Source organism: Anaeromyxobacter sp. SG66, assembly GCF_022690805.1.
GTDB lineage: Bacteria > Myxococcota > Myxococcia > Myxococcales > Anaeromyxobacteraceae > Anaeromyxobacter > Anaeromyxobacter soli.
In genome coordinates this window covers 29,154-51,605 of record NZ_JALCZC010000008.1, presented here as the reverse complement: position 1 = coordinate 51,605, position 22,452 = coordinate 29,154, and the positions used below count along the sequence as shown (strand labels likewise).

At 74.7% G+C, this 22,452-nt stretch carries 18 protein-coding genes; 7 read left to right on the top strand and 11 right to left on the bottom strand.

From position 1 onward, the window contains the following. Position 1: 1 nt before the first annotated feature. Positions 2-952 (bottom strand): LysR substrate-binding domain-containing protein, encoded by a 951-nt coding sequence (locus MNZ39_RS04545; protein WP_308197185.1) that lies wholly within the window; start codon positions 950-952, stop codon positions 2-4. A 123-nt stretch (positions 953-1,075) separates the two neighbouring features. On the opposite strand from MNZ39_RS04545, the gene MNZ39_RS04540 reads away from it, so the two are divergent. Next, entirely contained in the window at positions 1,076-1,567 is a 492-nt protein-coding gene (locus MNZ39_RS04540) for a hypothetical protein (RefSeq protein ID WP_242335134.1), read from the top strand. Positions 1,568-1,621: 54 nt separating this feature from the next. On the opposite strand, the gene MNZ39_RS04535 is transcribed toward MNZ39_RS04540, so the two are convergent. Next, on the bottom strand, positions 1,622-2,806 hold the full coding sequence (locus MNZ39_RS04535; RefSeq protein ID WP_242335132.1) for a dipeptidase: 1,185 nt from the start codon (positions 2,804-2,806) through the stop codon (positions 1,622-1,624). Between the two features lie 50 nt (positions 2,807-2,856). On the opposite strand from MNZ39_RS04535, the gene MNZ39_RS04530 reads away from it, so the two are divergent. Continuing rightward, positions 2,857-3,408, top strand: a complete 552-nt coding sequence (locus tag MNZ39_RS04530; RefSeq protein WP_242335130.1) for a hypothetical protein — start codon at positions 2,857-2,859, stop codon at positions 3,406-3,408. A 43-nt stretch (positions 3,409-3,451) separates the two neighbouring features. On the opposite strand, the gene MNZ39_RS04525 is transcribed toward MNZ39_RS04530, so the two are convergent. Continuing rightward, on the bottom strand, positions 3,452-6,082 hold the full coding sequence (locus MNZ39_RS04525) for an AsmA-like C-terminal region-containing protein (RefSeq protein WP_242335128.1): 2,631 nt from the start codon (positions 6,080-6,082) through the stop codon (positions 3,452-3,454). A 368-nt stretch (positions 6,083-6,450) separates the two neighbouring features. Here MNZ39_RS04525 and MNZ39_RS04520 point away from each other — a divergent pair, with 368 nt between their 5' ends. The 3 genes from MNZ39_RS04520 (at position 6,451) to MNZ39_RS04510 (ending at position 8,275) form a co-directional block, all read left to right on the top strand. Continuing rightward, positions 6,451-6,645, top strand: coding sequence for a hypothetical protein (locus tag MNZ39_RS04520; protein WP_242335126.1), 195 nt, complete (start codon positions 6,451-6,453; stop codon positions 6,643-6,645). Positions 6,646-6,753: 108 nt separating this feature from the next. Continuing rightward, complete coding sequence (locus MNZ39_RS04515; RefSeq protein ID WP_242335124.1) at positions 6,754-7,377, top strand: PH domain-containing protein; 624 nt, start codon at positions 6,754-6,756, stop codon at positions 7,375-7,377. Positions 7,378-7,708: 331 nt separating this feature from the next. After that, positions 7,709-8,275 (top strand): hypothetical protein, encoded by a 567-nt coding sequence (locus MNZ39_RS04510; RefSeq protein WP_242335122.1) that lies wholly within the window; start codon positions 7,709-7,711, stop codon positions 8,273-8,275. Positions 8,276-8,355: 80 nt separating this feature from the next. Here the strand turns inward: MNZ39_RS04510 and MNZ39_RS04505 are convergent, their stop codons facing one another. The 3 genes from MNZ39_RS04505 to MNZ39_RS04495 all read right to left on the bottom strand — a co-directional run bounded on the left by MNZ39_RS04505 (position 8,356) and on the right by MNZ39_RS04495 (position 12,001). Continuing rightward, positions 8,356-8,823 (bottom strand): hypothetical protein, encoded by a 468-nt coding sequence (locus tag MNZ39_RS04505; RefSeq protein ID WP_242335120.1) that lies wholly within the window; start codon positions 8,821-8,823, stop codon positions 8,356-8,358. An 86-nt stretch (positions 8,824-8,909) separates the two neighbouring features. Then, entirely contained in the window at positions 8,910-10,124 is a 1,215-nt protein-coding gene (locus MNZ39_RS04500) for a trans-acting enoyl reductase family protein (RefSeq protein ID WP_242335119.1), read from the bottom strand. 179 nt (positions 10,125-10,303) lie between these two features. Then, the gene (locus MNZ39_RS04495; protein WP_242335117.1) at positions 10,304-12,001 is read right to left on the bottom strand and encodes a methyl-accepting chemotaxis protein; all 1,698 of its coding nucleotides are present in this window, start codon (positions 11,999-12,001) and stop codon (positions 10,304-10,306) included. Positions 12,002-12,517: 516 nt separating this feature from the next. Here MNZ39_RS04495 and MNZ39_RS04490 point away from each other — a divergent pair. After that, a complete protein-coding gene (locus tag MNZ39_RS04490; RefSeq protein WP_242335115.1) occupies positions 12,518-12,826 on the top strand; it encodes a hypothetical protein in 309 nt (102 codons plus the stop codon). A 30-nt stretch (positions 12,827-12,856) separates the two neighbouring features. Here MNZ39_RS04490 and MNZ39_RS04485 read toward each other — a convergent pair whose 3' ends face one another. The 5 genes from MNZ39_RS04485 to MNZ39_RS04465 are packed head-to-tail and all read right to left on the bottom strand — an operon-like array spanning position 12,857 to position 20,088. Then, positions 12,857-13,816, bottom strand: coding sequence for an electron transfer flavoprotein subunit alpha/FixB family protein (locus MNZ39_RS04485; RefSeq protein ID WP_242335113.1), 960 nt, complete (start codon positions 13,814-13,816; stop codon positions 12,857-12,859). Positions 13,817-13,832: 16 nt separating this feature from the next. Beyond that, positions 13,833-14,636: an electron transfer flavoprotein subunit beta/FixA family protein gene (locus MNZ39_RS04480; RefSeq protein ID WP_242335111.1), complete on the bottom strand. Its 804-nt coding sequence runs from the start codon at positions 14,634-14,636 to the stop codon at positions 13,833-13,835. Positions 14,637-14,689: 53 nt separating this feature from the next. After that, positions 14,690-16,468, bottom strand: coding sequence for an acyl-CoA dehydrogenase family protein (locus MNZ39_RS04475; protein WP_242335110.1), 1,779 nt, complete (start codon positions 16,466-16,468; stop codon positions 14,690-14,692). A 37-nt stretch (positions 16,469-16,505) separates the two neighbouring features. Continuing rightward, a complete protein-coding gene (locus MNZ39_RS04470; protein WP_242335109.1) occupies positions 16,506-17,678 on the bottom strand; it encodes an acetyl-CoA C-acyltransferase in 1,173 nt (390 codons plus the stop codon). Positions 17,679-17,700: 22 nt separating this feature from the next. Then, positions 17,701-20,088 carry a 3-hydroxyacyl-CoA dehydrogenase/enoyl-CoA hydratase family protein gene (locus MNZ39_RS04465; protein WP_242335108.1) on the bottom strand — a complete coding sequence of 796 codons (2,388 nt, stop codon included), beginning with the start codon at positions 20,086-20,088 and terminating at the stop codon, positions 17,701-17,703. 315 nt (positions 20,089-20,403) lie between these two features. Here MNZ39_RS04465 and prpR point away from each other — a divergent pair, with 315 nt between their 5' ends. Continuing rightward, positions 20,404-22,338, top strand: a complete 1,935-nt coding sequence (prpR, locus tag MNZ39_RS04460) for a propionate catabolism operon regulatory protein PrpR (RefSeq protein ID WP_242335107.1) — start codon at positions 20,404-20,406, stop codon at positions 22,336-22,338. Positions 22,339-22,452 lie beyond the last annotated feature (114 nt).

The following is a 22,452-nucleotide window of genomic DNA, read 5'->3' as shown; positions in this document are numbered from 1 at the left end:
GTCAGCGCCCCTGCGGCTTCGGGTCCGGCGGCGCGGAGGGCCGCGCGCGGCTCGCCACGACCCCGTTGCCCCAGCGGCGCCGCGCGAGCTCGAGCCAGGCGCGCGTGGCCGGCGGCAGGTGCCGGTCCTTGCGCCAGATGAGCGCCACGTCCCAGGGGATCCTCGGCTCCGAGAGCCGCACCGAGAGGACCTGGCGGGGGTCGAGCTGGTGGCAGATGGTGTTCGGGAGCAGCGCGGCGCCGATGTTCGCGGCCACGGTCGCGACGATGAAGTCCCAGTGCGAGCTCTCGCTCACGACGGCCGGCTTGAACCCGGCCCGGCGGCACGCCTCGAGGATGTGCCCGTGGAGCGCGAACTCCGGCCGGTAGAGCACGAACGGCGTGCCCGCCAGCTCGCGGAGCTCGACCGAGCGGCGACGCGCCAGCGGGTGGCTCGGATGGAGGACGGCCCGGAGCTCGTCCTTCACGAACGGCATGATGCCGAAGGCCTCCTCGTCCGTGGGGAGCACCACCGCGCCGACGTCGAGCTCGCGGTTCATCACGAGCGCCTCGAGGTGGTGCGAGCCCTCCTCGCGCAGCTCGAGCACGATGCCGGGGTATGCCTGGTGGTACTCCGCGAGCAGCGGCGCGAAGAAGGTGACCCCGGTGATGGGGGGCATGCCGATGCGCAGCCGTCCGCGCCGCAGCGCCGAGAGCTCGGAGACCTCCTCCTCGATGACCCGCAGCGAGTCGAGCACGCCCTCCGCCCGCTCCAGCACGATCTGGCCCGCGTCGGTGAGCGTCACGCGCCGGCGCTCGCGGACGAGCAGCGGCGTGCCGAGCTCCTCCTCGAGCGCTTTCACCATCTTGCTGATCGCGGGCTGGGTCACGTGCAGCGACTGGCTCGCCCGCGTGAAGCCGCCCTGGCGCGCCACCTCGACGAAGTACCGCAGCGCCTGTACGTCCACGTCCACCTCCATGTCCCTGGGTTATGGCCAGCATAGCAAGAATGCATTTCCCTCATACATGCCCAGTCGGCTAGGTTGCGCGCGGGTTCACGGGACGGACCTCCGGAGCCACACGGGAGACGACGAAAGATGACGATCGAAGACCTTCTGCTGGGCGAGGAGGCGGCCATCCTGGACGAGGCCACCCACGCCGTCGCAGAGCTCGAGCACTACCGCCGCGACGGCGCGCAGGCGACGCGCGGACGGCTCGAGCTGCTCCACCGCCACCTGGTCGACGCGGTGCTCACGCGCGACCTCAACGCCCTGCGCGCGCACGTCACGCGTATGGCGCACGAGCGGTTCGCGGGCGGCTTCGACGTCACCGAGGTGCAGGCCGCGTTCTCGGCACTCGAGGACGCGATCTGGCGGAAGGCGCTGTCCAGGCTCCCCCCCGACGAACGCGCCTGGGGGCTCAGCCTGGTCGGCACCGTGCTCGCGCAGGGCGGCAGCACGCTCGCGCGCACCTTCGAGTCGCTCGCGCCTCGCGCCCCGGAACCGTGCGTGGATCTCACGCCGCTCTTCCTGGGTGCGGACGCGGTGCGGACCTCGCGCTCCGTCGAGGAGCTCGTCTACCCGGTCTAGCCGGCTCCTGGCGCCCGCCGCGATCGCCGCCCGCGCGGCAGCGGACGGCGGGCGTCAGGGCAGGTTTTCGAGCAGGAAGCGGATCGCGTTCTCGCCCATGACGGCGCGGATGGCCGCGTCCTGTAGCCCCTCGTCGAGCAGCGCCTGCGTGAGCACCTCGAGCCGCGCGGCGTCGAACGGCGCCGTGGTCGCCCCGTCGAAGTCCGACCCGAGCGCCACGTGCGACACGCCCGCGACGGCGATCGCGTGGTGGATCGCCCGGGCGACGGCCTGCGGGGTGCGGTCGCACACCGCGCCTTCCCAGTAGCCGATGCCCACGAGCGCGCCGTTCCGCCCGAGGCGCCTCAGCTGGTCGTCGGTGAGGTTGCGCGGCCCCGGGCAGGTGGCGCTCACGCCCGTGTGCGACACGATCACCGGCCGGCGCGCCAGGGAGAGCGCGTCGTCGAAGGCCCGCGGGGAGGCGTGCGCGAGGTCCGCGATCATGCGGCGCTCCTCCATCCGCCGCAGCGCCGCGCGCCCCAGCGCGCTGAGCCCGCCTTTCGCGGCCCCGTGCGCCGAGCCGGCCGCGGCGTTGTCCGCGAAGTGGGCGAGCCCCGCCGAGCGAAAGCCGGCCTGGAAGAGCGCGTCCAGCGCCTCGAGCCTCCCATCGAGCGCCTGGAGCCCCTCGGTGGCGAGCACCGCCACCACCGCGCGCCGGCCCTGCCGCTCGGCCGCGCGCGCCTCGAGCGCCGCGGCGAGCTCCGCCCGCGAGGTCGCGACGACGAGCCCGCCGCCCGAGGCCGCCGCGGCGCGCCGGAGCTTCTCGCCCTGGTGGAGCGCCCGCGCGAGGCGGCTCCCCCAGGTCGACGGCGGCCAGCGCGAGGCGACGGCGAGGGCGGTGACGAGGTCGCCCGCCCCGGGCGTCGTGGCGTAGTTGAAGCCCCGCGGCACCTCCGTGACCGTGGAGAAGAGCTGCACCGCGACGTTGCCCTCGGCGAGCCGCGGCACGTCGCTGTGACCGTGCGTCGAGCGCTTCAGCGGGTCGCGGTCCCAGAGCAGGAGGTCGTCGTGCAGGTCGACGATCCGGAGCGTCGCGTGCAGGCCGCGGGCTCGAGCGGAGACGGCTGGCAGCGGCCGGCGGGCGTCCACCCGGTTCATCCGCGCCGCGACCGCCGGCGCGAGCGCGAAGAAGAAGCTCCCCGCGGCGGCGAGCAGGAGGACGGCGGCGATCCAGGCGGCGCGGCGGAGCACGGACGGCATCGTACGCCAGGGCAGCGTTCGAGGCGGCGGAGTACGGTAGAGTCGCCGCCATGGAAGATCCCAAGGCGATCGGGGTGGTGCTCGCGACGCTCGTGAACCCGGCCGGCAAGCCCGTCAGCGGCGGCGCGGCGCGGGGACAGCTCTACGCCGGCCGGGACGAGCTCGTCGTCGTGCGACCCGCGCCCCGGGCCGAGCTCCTGCAGCGGGTGACCACCGCGCTGCTCCTCGGGTCCATCGCCGCGGTCCTCGTGAACGTCTTCACCTGGCGGAGCGCGGCGGTGCTGTGGGGCGCGGTCGCCGCGCAGGCGGTGTACTGGCTCACCCTGCCCGCGCGCCGCCGTGCGCTCGACCCCGAGCCGCTCGACGCGCGCGGCCTCGCCGCGGCGCGGAGCGCCGGCCGGATCGCGATCCGGGTACCGGCGAGCGCGGTGGTCCGGACCACGGCCCCGGAGCCCCCGCGCAGCGGGTTCCGCAAGCCCGCCCGCTTCGAGCTCACCGACGGCGCCCTCGAGGTCTACCTCTCGCCCGAGCAGCACGCCGCGATCGTGGCGGCCATCGGGCTGCGGCCCGCCGGCGAGGCGCCGGCCGGCCGCCCGTCCTGACGATCTCTCGCAGGCCGGCGCCGCTTCTCCCGCGCAGGCGCCCTCAGCGCCCGAAGAGGCCCTTCAGCTTCTTCTTCGCCTCGTCCTCGAGCCGCTTCTTCTGGCGCTCCGCCTCGTCGCGCGCCTTCCCCTCCGCCTCGGCCTTCTTCTTCGCGGCGACGTCCCCGACGTTCGCGCCCTCCGCGCCGACCGCGCGCCCGAGGGCGCCCGCCGCGGCCTGCTGGACGATGGCCTTCACCGCCCCGTCGAGCGAGAGCCCGTCGAGCCGCGGCTTCCAGGCCGGACCCGCCAGCCGGAACGCCACGGGGATCGGCGCCGTCGGCTTCGCGCGCCCGCCCGTCAGCTTCGAGATCAGCTCCGGCGAAAGCGAGAACGTCGCCGGCATCTCCAGCGTCCCGTCGAGCTTCACGCCGCCCTCGAGCGAGAGCGCGCCCTCGCCGGTCTCCGCGCGGAGCGGCTTCGAGAGCGAGGCGAGGCCGTTCGCGATCTTGAGCCCGAACGGCAGCTCCTTGCCGAGAGAGGTCGCGCCCCGCTCCGGCAGCTTCGAGGCGGCGAACGGGAGCTTCGACGCGAGCGGCGCCGCGATGGACGCGACGAGGTCCTTCCCGTAGAACGCGCCGCCCTTCAGGACGCCGTCCACGCCCCCCGTGACCGACTCCGACAGGAGCCCGAGCTTCCAGCCCTTCCCGCCCAGCTTCAGGCCCGCGTCGAGCGTCCCGCCGAGCACCTTGTGGTCGCCGAGGAGCTTCAGGACCTCCTCCCCCGCGACGCCCTTCAGATCGAGGGCGACCTCGAACGGCGCGTCGGGGCGCGCCACCGCGAGGTGCGTCCCGGCGGCCGAGACGGTGCCACCGAACGCCTCGAGCCGCGCCTGCTCGAGGGTCACCTCGTCGCCCTGGACCCGCACCCGCAGCGTGACGTTCCGGGCCTCGACCTTGCTCATGCGCAGCTGGCCGAGGCGCAGGTCCGCGACGCCGGAGAGCCCCGCGAACGCGGCGGGGTCGAGGGGCTTCGTCTCGGGCGGCTTCTTGCCCTTCTCGGACGGCGGCGTGGGGAGGAGCAGCTCGTCGAGGTCGAGGCGATCGCCGCGGAGCTCCGCCTCGAAGCGCGTCGTGGCCTTCGGGCCCTTGCCCGCGAGGTCCACCTTCGCCTTCCCGTCGAGCCGCGAGCGCAGGAGCGTGAGCTGGAGGGTGTCGAGCCGCACCTCCTGGCCTTCGCCCGCCTGGCGATACGCGCCGGCCGCGCGGGCCGAGAGCGGGTCGCCCGGCTTCTTCGCGAGCGTGCCGCCCGGGCGGAGATCCGCCCCGGCGAGATCGAGCGCCGCGTCGAAGCGGACGCGCCCGCCCGACTGCGCGGCGTCCGCCCGCACCACGAGCGTCATCGGCGCGCCCGCCGCCTTCGCGAGCTGCGCGGGCACGACGAGCCGCACCGGCGTGAGGTCGACGCGCATCTCCGCCGTCTGCGCGGTCTCCCCGCCCGAGCCCCGCACGACGAGCCCCACCGGGCCCGCGATCACCACGCCGCCCATCTGCTTGCGCAGCGGGGGGTAGTAGGCCGCGAGCGCCTCGGGATCGAGGCCGTGCCCGACGATCTCGAGGCCCTCGAACTTCGGCGCGTCTCCCTTGAGTCCGGTCGCGCGGCCCTTGCCCACGAGGGAGGCGGGGCCCGCCGTGAAGACGAGCTTCCCGATGCGGAGGTCGCCCGCCTGCGCGTCCGCCTCGAGGTCCGCGTCGAGGCCGACGTCGAGGGCCTTCCCACCCTCCTGCCCCGCGAAGGCGAGCTGCGTCGCGCGGAACCCGCCCTTCACCCGGAGCGGCCCCGCGCCACCGGGGACGGCCGCGCCGAGCTTCGCGGAGAGATCGGCCTGGAAGCGTCCGCCCCGGAAGCCCGCCGAGGGGGGCAGGAAAGGCGCGAGGGGGTCGAGGACGATCGGCTCCACCTTCAGCACGATCTCCTCCGGCACGGGCTCGAGCGACGCGGGCAGCGGGGCCGCCTTCACGCGCAGCTCCAGGTTCTGCTTCGCGGCGAGCACCGCGGCGCGCACGACGAGCTCGAGCGGCTTGCCGGTCTCGAGGTCCTTCACCTCGACGTCGAGGTCGTCGACGGCGAGCTCCTTCGCGTTCGGCACGGTCCGGTCGAGGAAGGCGATGCGCGCGTTCTCGACGGCCGCGCGGTCGACGCGCAGCAGGCGGAGGGTCGGCTCCTTCGAGGGGGCGGGGGCCTCCGGCTCGGCCGGCTTGGCGCCCTTCGCCAGCCGGTCCGCGACGCGCTGCGCGTTGGTCGTGCCGTCCGGCAGCTTCACGACGTTGACGTGCAGGCCCTCCACGACGGCCTCGCGGACGTGGACCTCCTTGCCGCCCGTCAGGATCGCGCGGAGGAGGTCCGCCTTCACCTCCACCCGCCGGACCTCGGCGAGGGGCAGGGGCTCCCCCTCTCCTGCCCCCACCGCGACGTCGGTGACGCGCACGCCGAGCCCGCCCCAGAGCCGCGTCGCGACGCCGCCGATCTCGACGGGCCGGCCGAGCTGCTGGGAGAGGGCCGCTGCCTGCTTGCGCGCCTGCGAGAGCAGGATCCGGTCGAGGGCGAACAGCAGCCCGACCACGGCGACGACGAGGACGAGGAGGACGGCACCGAGGATCTTCGGCCAGCGCCTGCGCGTGCGGGGCTCGGACATGCGCGGAGGCTACGGCAGGAGCGGACCTCTGTCAGCGACTCCGGTGCGGTGCGCGCGGGGCTCGCGCGGGGGACGCAGGGCGCGACATCGTTGAAATCCTCCGTCGTCCGGGATACATACGACCCAGAGCGCCGACCGGACGTCAGATCCCGGGACGCGGCGCATCCACCACATCGCGAGCCGTATCGCCGCCGAGCAGACGCGAGGAGCGTCGCCGGCGCTGCCCCCAAGGCCAGGAGCCCATGTTGGAGAGACCGCAGCATCACGAGAACCGCGCCGGCGGGCGAGGTAACAAGCGCCGTCGCCAGCGCCCCGTCCGCGGGCCGGGGGGCCGCCGCCCGGAGCGTATCCAGCTGACCGAGGAGGGAGTGCCCGCCGCGACGCCCGACTCTCCGCCCGTCTCGCCGGTCGTGTTCGTCTCGGACGACACGCGCGCGCGCTACCCCTGGATCCCGGGGCGCGTCATCGCGGGCAGCGTGTGGCGCGGGCCGGACCACATCCGAGTCCGGGTCGACGAGAACGGCAACGCGGCGCCGTGGAAGACGGTTCGCCGCGGAGGCTGAAGCCGCGCCGAGCTCCACCCGGCGGTCGCGCCGCACCTGGCGCGGCGGTCGGTCGAAAGCGAGGGCACCCGCTTCTCCGGCCGCCGTCGATGAGGCAGACTCGCGCACATGCTCGAGACCGCCATCGCACTGGTCGCCTTGTTCCTCGTGATGCTGGGCGGCCGCGCGCTGTTCCGGCGGAGCTCGGCGGCGCCGCGCGAGCGCGCTTCGACGGCGGGCGGCGCCCTCGTGCTGCGTCCGCTGCGCCGGAACGGGGTGATGCTCGGGATCGGCGCGCTCCTCCCCACGATCGTGCTCGCGGGGCTGGTGACGCGGGTCTGGGTCGGGGGGCAGACGGGCGTCCCCGGGCTCCTCCTCGGCGCCGCCGCCACGCTCGCGATGCTCGCCGTCACCGCGCACCAGTTCGCCTCGGCGTTCCGCCAGCGCATCGTCGTGCACGACACGTTCATCGAGCGCGTCGGGGTGCTCACGCGCCGCAACGTGAGCTGGACCTCCGTCTCGAGCGTCGCCTACAACCCGCTCCAGCGGTGGTTCTACCTGACGCTCTCCGACGGCTCGCACCTGTGGCTCTCCGAGACGCTGCGCGGCGCCGGGGAGTTCGCCGAGATCGCGCTCCGCAGGCTCCCCGAGGGCGCGCTGCGCGCCGACCCCGTGGCGCGGGAGGTGCTCGAGGAGCTCGCGGCCACGGCGGCCGAGGGGGCCCGGACCGCCGAGGCGGACCAGCGGGCCTGACAGCGTTGCTCGCTCGGGTCGAGCCCGTCGCGAGGCGCTCGAGCAGGATCCTTCGCCGCGCGCGGCGCGAGCGCTCACAGCGCTCGCCTCCGCCGGGACCGACACGTAGCCCTCCGCCGCGCTGCCTTCCGGGGGTCGGCTCGGACGAGGCACTCCGCGGACGCCCGCGTCCGCTCGGGCCGCGCGCGTGTGCGCCGGTCTCCTTCGTTTGTCCACCAACGGACAGGCGAACGCCCGATTCGACCCCGCCCGCAAGTCCCGCCGTCCCGGGATTCCCCTCACCCGCCGAATGCTGCTCTCCTCGCGCGGCGGGTCGGTCGACTGGAGACGAATGGAACCCGAGATCCGGGCGGCGTTGCTGAAGCTCTACCTCGAGCAGCTCCGCACCTTCGGCGACGGGGACGCGGCGTCGATCCGCGGCGACGTGCGGACCGAGACCGTCCGCCGCGTGGAGGAGGCGCCCGCGGCGGGCTGGCTGCCCATCGCGTTCGAGGTCGAGATCGTGCAGGCCGTGCAGCGGCGCCGGGGCGACGACGGCGTGCGCGAGCTCGGCCGCGCGCTCGGGCGCGTCGCCACCGAGACGCCGGTGCTCCGGCCGCTCGTGACGGCGACGCTCGCGATGCTGGGCCGCCGGCCCGAGGTGCTCGCCTGGATCGCGGCGAAGGGCTGGAACGTCGCGACGCGCAACGCGGGGCACGCGACCTACCTGCGGCGCGGGCCGGGGCTCGTCCACGTCGTGCTCGAAGACCTCCCGCCCGTCTCGCGCGACCGCGCGCACCTCCTGCGGTCGTGCGGAGGGATCGAGGGGCTCTACGCCTGGGCGGGGCGCGCGGCGCGGGTGGATCTCGTATGGGAGCCCGGCACCGACCGCGCGATCTTCGTGAGCTCCTGGGGCTGAGGCGACGTCCCGACGGACCCCGCCGGCGCCTGGACCCGCGACGGCTGGCGAACGCACCCGAGGGCGCGGTCTCGCGCCAGCTACCTCACGATCACCCAGACGGGCTTGCCGAGCGCGTCGATGCGCCAGCGGAGCATGAGCTGCGCATGCCCCCAGCCCTCCGGACCGCGCGAGAGCCCGCTCTCGAGCGCCCCCGGGGTGAAGTCGAGGCGGAGGCCGGTGACCACGAGGAAGCTCGCCACGCTCGCGAGCGGCTCGATGTGCGCGCGGGAGAGGAGGTGCGCCGCGAGCTCCGTCCGCTTCCCGCGGGACGACACCCGCGGCTCGTAGCCCGGCACGGACACGCGCGGCTGGCACACGTCGCCGACGCACGCGGGCGGCGCGGCGGCGTCCCCCGCGGCCGGGCGGGTCGCGGCGCCGGAGGCGGCGAGCCGGAGCGCTGCGGAGGGGGCGACGAGCTGTCGCTCGAGCGGGCGGAGCACGACGCCGCCAGCGCTCGAGGCGCTGCTGGCGAGCACGGCGACGAGGGGCATCCACGCGAGGGGCATCCCTTCACCCCTAGGGACCCACCGGTACGCCTTCAACGGCCCGTCCGTGCCTGCGGGCCGCCGCCCCGCTCGCTCGACCTCACGGCTCACGTGCGCACCACGGGCCCCACCTCGACCTGGAGCCCCGCCGCCTCCAGCCGATCGAGCAGCAGGAGCCCGACCGCGGTCGCGGGCGTGAGCACGCCGCCCGCCGGCGCGCGCGGGAGCGCTTCGCGCTGGGTGGCGAGGGCGAGCGCCGCCTCGCAGAGCGTCATGACGGTCACCCGGCTGCCGGGATCCCCGCGGGCGCGCAGCGTCGCGAGCACCTTCCGCCCGGAGGCCGCCTCACCGACGAGCCGCAGCCGCATGGCCCCGAGCTCGCGTGCCGCCGGCGAGGGGCCCTCTCCGGGCGCCGGTCCGAAGCGGCGCAGGAGCGCCCGCACCCGCTCCGCCGCGAGCGCGCGCTCGAAGAGGCGGAGCCCGAGCCGCGCCGCCTCTGCGCCGAGGCGAGAGCGGTACTCGGCGGCCTCCTCGTAGGCGAACTCCGGGCCGTAGCCGCGCCCGACCGCCTCGAGGAGCGCGTTGGAGCGCCGCACGACGCGGGTGTTCACCCGCGCCATCGGAAACGGCGCGAGCCAGACCTGCCGGACCGGGTCGCGCCGGACGGCGAAGAGGTCGGCGCTGCGCGCCCGCTCGGCGCCGGTCCGGTGCTCCGCCGGGTTGAGGAGCAGCACGTCGCGGCCGACGACGAGCTCGCCCGTCTCGGCCGAGTGGAGCACCGTGGCGAGCGTCCCGCCGCCGTAGCCGCCCCGGAGCGCGAAGCTCGCGCTCACGCGCCTCGTGTCCTGCCCCCAGCGATCCCGGATGAACGACGCGACGAGGAGCGCGCCGAGATCGGAGGGGACCGAGTCGAACCCGCAGAACGGCACGATGCGCGTGCCCGCGAGCGCGGCGGCCTCGTGGTGGCGATCGACCAGGCCGCGCACCCACGCGGTCTCGCCCGTGATGTCCACGTAGTCGACGCGGTGCCGGACGCACGCGTCCACCACCGGCCCGCCGTGGTGCGCGAAGGGACCGACGGTCGTGGCGAGCACGCGGGTGCCGGCGGCCATCGCGTCGATCGACCCGGGATCCGCGCTGTCCGCGACGACGAGCCCGCTCGCGTGCGCCTCCGCCTTCACGAGCTCGAGCCGTGCGCCGCTGCGGCCGGCGACCGCCCAGCGTAGCCCGGGCGGCGCGTGCTCCGACAGGTAGCGCGCCGCCAGCCGGCCGGTGAAGCCGGTCGCGCCGAACAGCGTCACGTCGTACGGCCTGCCGGCCACCTCGAAGCCCCCGCCCGCGTCCTCGAGGCACTCCTCTCACCCCCGCCGGCCGCGTGCACTCGCCTGGGCGGGTTCACCCCGGCGAGGGCGCGCCCGCGCGCCCGCCCGTGAGCGCGCGCTCGGGCACCCTCGCCGGCGCGCCGCCGTCTCGACACGGGCGCGCTCCGCCCCGGCGAGCGCTACGAGCCCGTCCTCGCCCTGGGGAGGGACCGCGGCTCTGCGTCGGTCGCGGCGCCGGAGCGCCACGCGACCCAGCCGGCGCCGTCCTCGAGCGCCGGACGGCTCGCGGCGGGCGGAGGCGGCGGCGCCGGCTGCGCCAGGACCTTCGGCGCGGGCTTCGCCTTCGGCGTCGCGGCGCGCTCGAGCCCCTCCCGCACCCGGAAGAAGCCGACGAGCTGCTGGAGGGACGCCGCCTGCGCGGCCATCTCCTCGGCGGTGGAGGAGAGCTCCTCCGCGGCGGCCGAGTTTCGCTGGGTCGTCTGATCCACGATCGCCATCGCTCTCGAGACCTGCTCGACCCCCGCCGCCTGCTGCTGGGAGGCCGCGGCCACCTCCTGCACCAGCTCCGCGGTGCTCCGGATGCCCGGCACGAGCTCGCGGATGAGCGAGGCCGAGCGCTCCGCCACCGCCACGCTCGAGCCCGCGAGCGAGCCGATCTCCTTCGCCGCCTTCTGCGCGCGCTCGGCGAGCTTGCGCACCTCCGCGGCGACCACCGCGAACCCCCGGCCGTGCTCGCCCGCGCGGGCTGCCTCGATGGCCGCGTTCAGCGCGAGCAGGTTCGTCTGGTAGGCGATCTCCTCGACGACGGAGATCCGCTCGGTGATCGCCTTCATCGCCTGCACCGTCTCGGCGACCGCGCGCCCGCCCTCCTCCGCCCGCGCCGCGCCCGCGGTGGCCGCGGCGGCGGTCTCCCGCGCGCCCTCCGCGTTCCGGGCGATCGACGCGTTCATCTCCTCGAGGGAGGCGGTCGTCTCCTCCACGCTCGCGGCCTGCTCGCCCGTGCCCTGCGACAGGAGCTGCGACGTCTCGGAGACCTGCTGCGAGGCGCCCCCGAGCGCCTCCGAGCCCGCGCGCACCTCGGCGATGACCACCGCGAGCTTGTCCGCCATCCCGGCCATCGCCGCCTGGAGCCTGCCGAGCTCGTCGCGACGGGTGACCGCCACCGCCTCGCGCAGGTCGCCGCGGGCGACCCGCTCCACCACCCGGATGGCCCCGGCGAGCGGCCCGGTGATGCTGCGCACCACGATCGCCGCACCGAGGAAGAGGACGAGGACGATCGCGAGCGCCGCGCCGGCGATCCGCCGTGCCTCGAGCGCCGCCGCCGCCTCGAGATCGTCGACGTAGACGCCCGAGCCGACGATCCAGCCCCACGGCTCGAAAAGCTTCACGTACGAGACCTTGCGGACGGGGTCGCGCGAGCCCGGCTTGGGCCACAGGTAGGCGACCATTCCGGCGCCGTGGCGCCTCGCGGTGTCCACGAACTCGACGAAGAGCCGCTTGCCGCTGGGATCGACCTCGCTCGCGAGGTCCTTTCCGTCGAGCTCCGGCCTCATCGGATGGACGATCATGCGCGGGGCGAGGTCGTTCACCCAGAAGTACTCGTTCCCCTCGTAGCGCAGCGCGCGGATCGTCCGGATCGCGGCCGCCTGCGCTTCGGCCACGGGGATGCGTCCCTCCTCCGCGAGGCGGGCCTGCTCGCGGAGCACCCCGTGCACCGTCTCGACGGCGGCCCGGACCTTCGCCTCGCGCTCCTCCAGCATGCGCGACTCGACGACGCGCACGGCCTGCCAGACGAGCGCGGCGAGCGCCACGGCGCTCGCGCCCACGACGATGCGGAGCTTCGTGACGATGGTGAGGCTTCCCAGCAGGCGTTTCATGGGCGCTCCGGTCGTGGGGTGCAGGACCTGCGCGCTTGGAAGACCCGTACCGATGAGCGGCTCCGAGGCCGGGCGCGCGTTGACCGTGGAATCGAGCCCGTCTTTCCAATGGGTTCGGCGCGTCGGCCGACGCGCGCAGCGTCTGCGTCGACGCGCAGCGACCGGGAGTGCGGCCGGCCCCGGGTCCAATCCGCCCGGGGCACGTCGCCTCAGGCGACGCGCCAGGCGCGCGACCGCGGCGCGCGCACGCCCACCCGGCCGCATGCGATGGCATCGACCGTCAGTGAATGTCGCTCGCGGCGCCCGAGGGCGACCGCTGATGTCCCGAGGCTATCCGCCCTCCCTGACAGCGGCCGGCCCGCGAACTCCTTCGGGGCTCCCGGCGTCATTTCTTTGACTTCCCCACACGAGCGCCCTTGCGCGCCCGGGAGGCCCCCCTAGCTTGATCCCGAGTGGCAGGAGCGCGGTGGTGGGGCGTGACCGGAGAGCGTCATGGGTGTGCTGGAGAGGATCCGGATGATGACCGCGGAGCAGCGCGACGCGCTCCGCGCGATGGACGCGGAGGAGCGGCTCGCCGTCGAGATCGAGGATCTCGAGGTCGATCACCTCGCGGCGGAGGAGGCGTACCTCCGGCGGCGGGACCGGCTCCTGGGCCGCGAGGTCCCGGACGTGTACGCCGACGTCGAGAGCGCCCGCTCGATGCTGGAGCGCGTGCGCGCCGAGCGGCAGCGGCGCTTCGAGCGGCGGCGGATGGCGATCCTCGCCGGGCACGGCGTCGCCCGCGGCGTTCCCCCCTCGCAGCTCGACCTGCTCCCGAGCGAGTGAGCCGTCCCGTCCGGGGGCGCGGCGGTCGCCCTACCCGGCCTTGAGGCGCTCGCGCAGGGCTGGCACCGCCTGGAACAGGTCCGCGACGAGGCCGTAGTCGGCGATCTGGAAGATGGGCGCGTCCGCGTCCTTGTTGATCGCCACGATCACCTTCGCCCCCTTCATGCCCGCGACGTGCTGGATCGCGCCCGAGATCCCCGCGGCGACGTAGAGCTCCGGCGCGACCACCTTGCCGGTCTGCCCCACCTGCCAGTCGTTCGGCACCCAGCCGGCGTCGACCGCCGCGCGGGAGGCGCCCACCGCCGCGCCGAGGTCGTCGGCGAGCCCGGAGAGCGGGCCGAAGTCGCCCCGGGTGCCCCGGCCGCCCGCGACGACCACGCGCGCGTCGGTGAGCTCGGGCCGCTCGCTCTTCACCTCCTGCAGCTCCACGAAGCGCGTCCGGAGCGAGGCCGCGTCCACCGAGACCGGCAGCGGCGTGACCGAACCGCCCGGCGCCCGCGCCGCCGGCGCGAACTCCGTCGGGCGCACGCTGAACGCCTTCACCGTCCCGCGGAGCTCCACCTCCGCGATGACGTTCCCGGCCCACATCGGCCGGCGGAGCAGGATCTCCGCCCCCTCGCCCGCGACGGCGAGGACCTCGGTCGCGACCGCCGCGCCGAGCGCGACCGCAGCCCGGGGCAGGAGATCCTTTCCGTACGCGGTCGCGGCCGTGACGATCCAGCTCGCGCCGGCCACCCGCGCCGCGTCCGCGACCACCGGCGCGTGCGCCTCCGCGAGCGGGTGCGCCAGCACGGGCGCGTCGGCGAGGCGGACCGCGACGCCGTGCGCGGCGAGCTCCTCCGCGGCCGCGGCGGCGCCGCTGCCGAGGACGAGCGCGCTCACCGTTCCGCCGGTGCGGCGCGCCACCTCTCGCGCGGCGGTGAGCGCGGACAGGGTGGCCTTCCTGAGGGTGCCGCGGGACTGCTCGGCGACGACGAGGACGTTCGACATGGCGCGCTCGAAGGCCCTAGAGGACCTTCGCCTCGGCGTGAAGGCGGGTCCACAGCTCGGCGACGTCGGCGACCTTCACGCCGGCCTGCCGCCGCGGCGGGTCGAAGAGCCGCCGCACCACCACCGCCGGCGCGAGCTCCACGCCGAGCGAGGCCGCGGGGATCTCGCGCACCTCCTTCTTCTTCGCCTTCATGATCCCGGGCAGCGACGCGAAGCGCGGCTTGTTGAGCCGGAGGTCCACCGTCACGACCGCCGGCAGCGCGACGTCGAGCGTCTCGACGCCGCCGTCCACCTCCCGCACGACGAGGGCGCGCCCGCCGTCCGCCGCGAGGACCACGCCGGGCTGCTTCTTCTGCTCGGCCTCGCTCTCGAGGCTCTCCTTCTTGGAGGCGAACGTCGCCTGCGGCCAGCCGAGGCGCGCGGCGAGCATCTGGCCGGTCTGGTTCTGATCGTCGTCGATGGCCTGCTTGCCGAGCAGGACGAGGTCGGGCCGCTCCTGCGCGACGAGCGCCTGGAGCAGCGCCGAGCCCACCCCCGGGTCGAGCGCGCCGTCGTGACGGACGAGGAGGCCGCGATCGGCGCCCATCGCGAGCGCGGCGCGGAGCTCGACCATCGCCGCCGCCCCGCCGATGCTCGCCACGACCACCTCGCCGCCGTGCTTCTCCTTGAGCCGCAGGGCCTCCTCGACGGCGATCTCGTCGAAGGGGTTCATCTTGTAGTTCACGCCGTCGGTGACGATGCCGGTCCCGTCCGGCCTCGCCCTGATCCTCGACTCCGGGTCCTCGACGCGCTTCACGGTGACGAGCAGCTTGAGGGGCATCTCGGCAGTTCTCCTCTGCGGTGGACGGCGTGATCCGAATCGCGAACCGTCGTTCAGAGCGGGTAGCGCTCGGACTCGAGCGCGGCGGCGGCGAGCCGCCGCTTCGCGGGGAGCAGGCCGGTGGCGTCGTACTTCGTGTACCGGCGGATGCCGCCGAGGAGGACCGTGAGCGTGTCTCCCTCGGCGACGTAGAACGCGGCCCGGCGGGCGGCGGCGGCGATCTTCTCGACGGCCGCGAAGGTGTGCACCTTCACGGCGGCCGCCGCGTCCGCGCGCAGCGACTCCGTCAGGCGCGGCGAGATCTTCTCCGCCCTGAGGAGCGCGCTCTCGATCGCGAAGATCTGGATGGCCACGTCCGCGAGCGCGAGCAGCACCTCCTGCTCGTCCTTGAGCCCCTCCGCGTACCGCTGGACGGCGGCGCCTGACACCACGAGGAAGGTCTTCTTGAGGCCGCCGAGCACGGCCCGCTCGGCCGCGAAGGGCAGCGAGGGATCGAGCTCGTCGAGGGAGGGCGTCATGAGCCCCTCCAGCGCCTTCATCGCCTCCCGCTGCAGGGGCAGCTCGCCCTTCATCGCGCGGCGCAGGATGGTGCCCGGCACGAGGAGCCGGTTGATCTCGTTGGTGCCCTCGAAGATCCGGTTGATGCGCTCGTCCCGGTAGTACTTCTCCGCCGGGTACTCCTGGATGAACCCGTAGCCGCCGTGGATCTGGACCACCTCGTCGACCACGTCGGCGAGCACCTCGCTGCAGAACACCTTCGCGATCGCGCACTCGATCGCGTACTCCTCGATGCCCTGCTGGTAGGCCTCGTAGTAGCCCGCGGTGTCCTTCGGGATGGTGGCGAGCCGATCGTCGATGAGCCCGGCGAGCCGGTACACGAGCGACTCCGCGGCGAAGATGCCCGCGGTGAGGTCCGCGAGCTTCTCCTGGATGGCGCCGAAGCGGGCGATGGGCACGCCGAACTGCTTGCGCGCGTTCGCGTACGCGGCGCCGGTCCTGAACGCCAGCTTCGCCGCGCCGGTCACCGCCGCGCCGAGCTTGAAGCGGCCGACGTTGAGCACGTTGAAGGCGATCTTGTGCCCCTTGCCGATCTCGCCGAGCACGTTCTCGACCGGCACCTGGGCGCCCTCGAAGATGACCGAGGTCGTCGAGGAGCCCTTGATGCCGAGCTTCTTCTCCTCCGGGCCGACCGTGAGGCCCGGCGTCGATCGCTCGACGAGGAAGGCGGTGAAGTGCTTCTTGTCGATGCGCGCGAAGACCGTGAAGAGATCGGCGAAGCTGCCGTTCGTGATGAACTGCTTCGTGCCGTCGAGGACGTAGTGCTTGCCGTCGGGCGTGAGCGTCGCGGTGGTCTTCCCGCCGAGCGCGTCGCTCCCCGCCTCCGGCTCCGTCAGGCAGTACGCCGCGCTCCACTCGCCCGTCACGAGCTTGGAGAGGTACCGGTCCTTCTGCGCCTCGGTCCCGTAGTACACGAGGGGCAGCGTGCCGATGCCGCTGTGCGCCGCGTAGGACACGGAGAACGCGCCGGCCGCGCCCATGCGCTCCGCGGCGAGCATGCTCGTCGCCTTGTCGAGCGCGAGCCCGCCGTACGCCTCCGGCGCGTCGATCATGAGCAGGCCCGCCTCGCCCGCCTTGCGCATGAGCGCGGCGGAGAGCCCCGGCTCCTGGTGCTCGAGCCGGTCGAGCACGGGCGTCACGTCGTCGCGGACGAACTGGTCCGCGGTGTGCGCGATCTGCCGCTGCTCCTCCGTGAAGTCCTCCGGCGTGAAGACGTCGTCCTTCGTCGCCTCGGTGATGAGGTACTCCGCGCCCTTGAAGAGTCTCGCCGCCATGGTCACCTCCGGATGCCCTGTACGAAGCCGCGCGTCGCTAGGCGCGCTCGAAGACCGCCGCCGCGCCCATCCCGCCGCCGATGCACATCGACACGATCCCGTAGCGCTCTCCCGTCCGCGCGAGCCCGTGCAGCAGCGTCGCGGTGAGCTTGGCGCCGGTGCAGCCGAGCGGGTGGCCGAGGGCGATGGCGCCGCCCGTCGGGTTCACGCGCGCCGGGTCGAGGCCGAGCGCGCGCACGCAGGTGAGGGCCTGCACCGCGAAGGCCTCGTTGAGCTCCACCTGCCCGACGTCCGCCTGGCGGACGCCCGCCCGCGCGAGCGCGGCCGGGATGGCCTCGATCGGGCCGACGCCCATGATCTCCGGCGGCACGCCCTTCACCGCGTACGAGACGAACCGGCCGAGCGGCGTGAGCTTCGTGCGGGCGAGGAACGCCTCCGACACCACCAGGACCGCGGCCGCGCCGTCGGTCATCTGCGAGGCGTTCCCGGCCGTGACGCTCCCGTCCACCTTGAACGCGGGCTTGAGCCGCGCGAGCCCCTCTCGCGTCGTGTCGGCGCGGACGCCGTCGTCCGCGTCCACCCGCTCCTGCCGGCGCTCCAGCTTGCCGCCCACGAGCGCCACCCGCTCGACGTCCACCGGGGCGAGCTCGCCCGCGAACAGCCCCTTCGCCTGGGCGGCCGCGGCGCGCGCGTGGCTCTCCGCCGCGAGCGCGTCCTGGTCCTCGCGCGAGACGCGGTAGCGCGAGGCGACGAGCTCGGCGGTGACACCCATCGCGGCGTAGGACTCCGGCCAGTCCGCGGCGAGCCCGGGGTTCGCGCTGAACTTCGCGCCGCCCATCGGGACGAGGCTCATGCTCTCCGCGCCGCCCGCGACGATGGCGTCGGCGTGGCCGGCCAGGATCCGCTCGGCGGCGGTCGCGATCGCCTGGAGGCCCGAGGCGCAGAAGCGGTTCACCGTCTGGCCGGGGACCTCCACCGGCAGGCCCGCGCGCAGCGCCGCGACGCGGCCCAGGTTCATGCCTTGCTCGCCCTCCGGGAAGGCGCAGCCCATGATGACGTCCTCGACGGCGTGCGGCTCGACCCGCGCGCGCTCGAGGAGCGCGCGGATCGCCGTCGCGGCGAGGTCGTCCGGGCGGACGTCCCGGAGCTTTCCCTTCTTGGCCTTGCAGCCGGGGGTGCGGACTGCGGCGAGGACGTAGGCTCCACTCATGGCGATCACCTCTTGCCGTCGTTCAGTTGCGGAGCGGCTTGCCCTTCTTCAGCATGTGCTGGATCCGCTCGAGGGTCTTCCGCTCGCCGCAGAGGCGCAGGAAGGCCTCCCGCTCGAGGTCGAGCAGCCACTGCTCGGTGACGGCGGTGCCGGCGGGGACGTCGCCCCCGGTGATGACGCCGGCGATCGTCTTCCCGAGCTTCTCCTCGTACTCGGTGATGAAGCCGCCCATCCGCATGTTCCAGAGCTGGGTGGCGAGGCTCGCGGCGACGCTCCGGCCCGGCGCCCTCAGGTCCGTCGCCGGCTCGCCCGGGCGGTGGTTCGCGGCGAGCGCGAGGACGCGCGCCTTCGCGTCGTGCACCAGCCGGTCCGGCGAGAGCGTGACGCCGTCGCCCGGCCGGAGGAGCCCCATGCCGCGGAGCTCGTCGGCGGAGGCGCTCACCTTCGCGGTGGCGATGGTGGTGAAGTGCTTGAACAGGAAGGGAGAGACGTCCGTCTCGTACTGCTCCGCGAGCCGGATGGCGCGGAGCGCGAGCTCCTTCGTGCCGCCGCCGGCGGGCAGGAGCCCGACGCCGATCTCCACGAGCCCCATGTACGTCTCGGCGAGGGGGTTCATCGCGGTGGCGTGCAGGCAGACCTCGCAGCCGCCGCCGAGCGCGAGCCCGTGCGGCGCGGCCACCACCGGCACCCGCGCGTACTTCACCGCCATCATGGCCCGCTGGAACGCCCGCACGGTGAGCGCGATCTCGTCGTAGGCGCCCTCCGCGATGGCCATCGCCACGAGCATCAGGTTCGCGCCGGCCGAGAACGCCTGGCCCTGGTTCGCGATGACGAGCCCCTGGCCCTCCGTCTCGGCGCGCCGCAGCGCCTCGTGGACCATGGCGAGCACGTCGTTGCCGATGGCGTTCATCTTGGTGTGGAACTCGAGGCAGAAGACGCCGTCACCGAGATCCAGGACCGACGCGCCCGCGTTCCGCTCCACGACCGCGCCCGCCTTCGCGAGCACGGTGAGGTCGAGGTGGTCCGCCGGCCGCGGCACCTCCAGCCAGCCGCCGCCGTGGGCGAGGTCGACGAACCGCCGCTTCCCGCCCTCCTCCGAGTAGAAGGACGGCACGCCGTACAGGGCGGCCGGGACCTTCACGCCGTCCGCCTCGGCGCGCCGCACGAGCTCGGCGACGCCGATCGCGTCCATCATCTCGAAGGGCCCGAGCTCCCAGCCGAAGCCCCAGCGCATCGCGGCGTCGACGTTCACCACGTCGTCCGCGATCTCCGGGATCCGGGCGAAGGCGTAGAGGAGGGTGTCGCGCAGGCTCCGCCACGCGAACGTCGCGGCCGGATCGTTGCCGGCGAGCACGGCGCGGAGGCGCTTCCCCGGGTCGTCGATCCCCTTCGCCGCCTCCACCGACGGGAACCGCGGCTTCCTCGCCGGGACGTACTCGCCCGAGCGGTGGTCGAAGAAGAGGACCTGGCTCCCCTCCTGCCCCTTCGTCTTCTTGAAGAAGCCGCCCTTCGTCTTATTGCCGAGCAGCCCGCGCTGGATCATCCCCTCGACGAACTCGGGCAGGAGGAAGGAGGCGCGGCGCTCGTCCCCCGGCAACAGCTCGTACGAGTTCCGCGCGACGTGGGCGAGGGTGTCGAGGCCGACGAGGTCGGCGGTGCGGAAGGCCGCGCTCTTCGGGCGCGCGGTGGCCGGCCCGGCGACCGCGTCGACCTCCTCCACGGTGAGGCCGAGCTCCACCATGTGGTGGATGGCGTTGCACAGCGAGAACACGCCGATCCGGTTGGCGACGAAGTTCGGCGTGTCCTTGGCGGTGACGATGCCCTTCCCGAGCCGCACGCGGATGAGCTCCGCCATCCGCGCGACGACCGCCGGGTCGGTGTAGCGCGAGGAGACGAGCTCGACGAGCCGCATGTAGCGCGGGGGGTTGAAGAAGTGGGTGACGAGCAGGCGCGGCCGGAGCGGCTCGGGGAGCGCCTCCGCGAGCGCGTTCACCGAGAGCCCGCTCGTGTTCGTCGAGAGCACCACGTCGGGCCTGAGGTGCGGGGCGAGGCGCGCGAGGAGGGCCCGCTTCACCTCCAGGTTCTCGAGGACGACCTCGATCACCCAGTCGCAGTCGCGGAGGCGCGGCAGGTCGTCCTCGAGGTTGCCCACCTCGATGCGCGCCGCGTACGCGGGCAGGTAGAGCGGCGCGGGCGAGAGCTTCTCGAGCCCGGCCCGCGCGGCCGCGGCGAGCCGGTCGCGCACCGGCCGGTCCGAGAGCCCGAGCCCCGCCGCGCGCTCCTCCGCGGTCGGCTCCCTCGGGACGATGTCCAGCAGGAGCACGCGGAGCCCGGCGTTCGCGAGCTGGGCGGCGATCGTCGCCCCCATCACCCCCGACCCGAGCACCGCCACCTTCTCGATCCGTTCCATGGTCGCTCTCCCTGGTGGCGGGTCTTCGCGTGCGCGTCCGCGCATCGCGCTACACCTTCGGTTCATCCCGAGCCGCCCCCGGGGCGGGAGCGGCTCGGACGCGATCGGCTCCATTGCATCCAGCGCACCCGCACGCGGCCATCGGGCGCACCTGGGTACAACCCTGCGGGTTCGCGGACGATCGCCTTGCGGGCGCGGCCATCAGGCCCCCGACGGGGCGGCGCCTCGGTGCACCGCACGCGGAACAGGTATGCTCCGAACCCGGTACACCGCCGGCGCTGGGCCGGGAGCGTCGCGAACCCGAGGAGGAGCCCGATGGCCGCCGACGCGGACCGCCGCCCCATCGTCTGGGCGTTCAGCACGAGCCGCCTGCGCCACGTCTTCGAGAGCGTCGCTCCGCTCCTCGCGAACGTGGCGGAGGTCCGCGTCTTCGACAAGGGCTTCGAGGAGGCGCTGCAGGTGGCGCGGTCGCACGTCGAGGCGGGCGAGGAGGTGGACGCGTTCGTCGCGGCCGGCGCCAACGGCGCGTACCTGCGGGACCACGCGGACGTGCCGGTGGTGGTGGTGATGGCCTCCACGGTGGACGCGCTCCAGGCGCTCGTGCAGGCCCGCAAGCTCTCGAACCGCATCGGCGTCGTGAACTTCCGGCGCGTCGTCGCGGGGATCGAGCAGAGCGCCGGCCTCATGAGCGACCTCGTCATCGAGCAGCGGCCCTACGTCACGCCGGAGGACGTGAAGGCGCACGTGGCGGACCTCGCCGCGCAGGGGTTCGGGGTGATCGTCGGCCCCGGGCCGGTGTGCGACTTCGCCGAGCGCCAGGGCCTGCCGGCGGTGCTGCTCTACGGGCAGGACTCGCTCTCGGAGGCGATCCGCCACGCCGCGGAGGTCGCCCGCATCGCCCGGGCCGCGGAGGCCAAGCGGCTCGAGGTCGAGCGCGTCCTCCGCCACCTCGACCTGGGGGTCCTCGCGGTGGACGGGGACGAGCGGATCCAGTCGCTCAACCCGGCGCTGCAGCGGGTCCTCGGGGTGACGAGCGCGGAGGTCACCGGCCGCCGCCTGTCGGCGATCGCGCCGGAGCTGTCGCTCGCGCGCGTGCTCGAGACCGGCACCCCGGAGCTCGACGTCGTCCAGCGGCTCGGCGGCCGCACGCTGGTGGTGAGCCGGCTGCCCCTGCGCGAGGCGGGCGTGCAGCGCGGCGCGCTCCTCACCTGTCAGGACTCCGCCGCCATCCAGCGGCTCGAGCGCGGCCTGCGCTCCGAGCACCGCCCGCCCCGCTTCGTCGCCCGCTTCGACCTCGCCGGCATCCTCGGGACCTCGCCCGCCATCGCGCGCGTGCGCGCGCTCGCCGAGCGCTACGCGCGGAGCGACGCGACCGTGCTCATCACCGGCGAGAGCGGCACCGGCAAGGAGATGGTCGCGCAGGGCATCCACCGCGCGAGCCGGCGGCGCGACCGGCCGTTCGTGGCGGTGAACTGCGCGGCGTTCCCGGAGACGCTGCTCGAGGCCGAGCTGTTCGGGCACGAGGAGGGCGCCTTCACGGGCGCCCGCCGCGGCGGGAGGCCGGGGCTCTTCGAGGCGGCGCACACCGGGACGATCTTCCTCGACGAGATCGGCGACGTGCCGACCACGCTCCAGACCCGGCTCCTGCGCGTCCTGCAGGAGCGGCAGGTGCTGCGCCTCGGCTCGAACGACCCGACGCCCGTGGACGTCCGCGTGATCGCGGCGACGCACCGGGACCTGCGCGGCGCGGTCGGGCGCGGGGAGTTCCGCGAGGACCTCTTCTACCGCCTCGCCATCCTCCCCCTGCACATCCCGCCGCTGCGCGAGCGCGGCGACGACGTGCAGGAGATCGCCTCCGACCTCCTCAAGCGCGCGCTGCTCCGGCACGGGGAACCCGACGCGCACCGCCGCGCGCTGGCGCTCGTCCTGCCGCGCCTCGCGGGCTACGGCTGGCCCGGCAACGTGCGCGAGCTCGAGAACGTGCTAGAGCGCGTCGCCGCGCTGTTCGTCGATCGCGGCCCCCGGACCCGGATCCCCGAGGAGGAGCTGCGCGCCGCGATGCCCGAGGTCTTCGAGCACCCCGTCCCCGCCCCCGCGGCCTCCAGCGCGGATCTGCGCGCGGCGCGCGACGCGCTGGAGCGGGCGCACGTCGAGCGCGTGCTCGCCGAGTGCGGCGGCAACCAGACCGAGGCCGCCCGCCGGCTCGGCATCGGCAGGACGACGCTCTACCGGAAGCTCGGGCGGGCGTGACCATCACCTAAACGATTCGCGAACAGGCGAGCGTAGCGAGCCCGCCGGGGCGACGCCGCGGCCGCGGCGGCGCCCCGGGGCGGGGCGCCCCGGCCCCCGCGCGCCCGGGGGGGG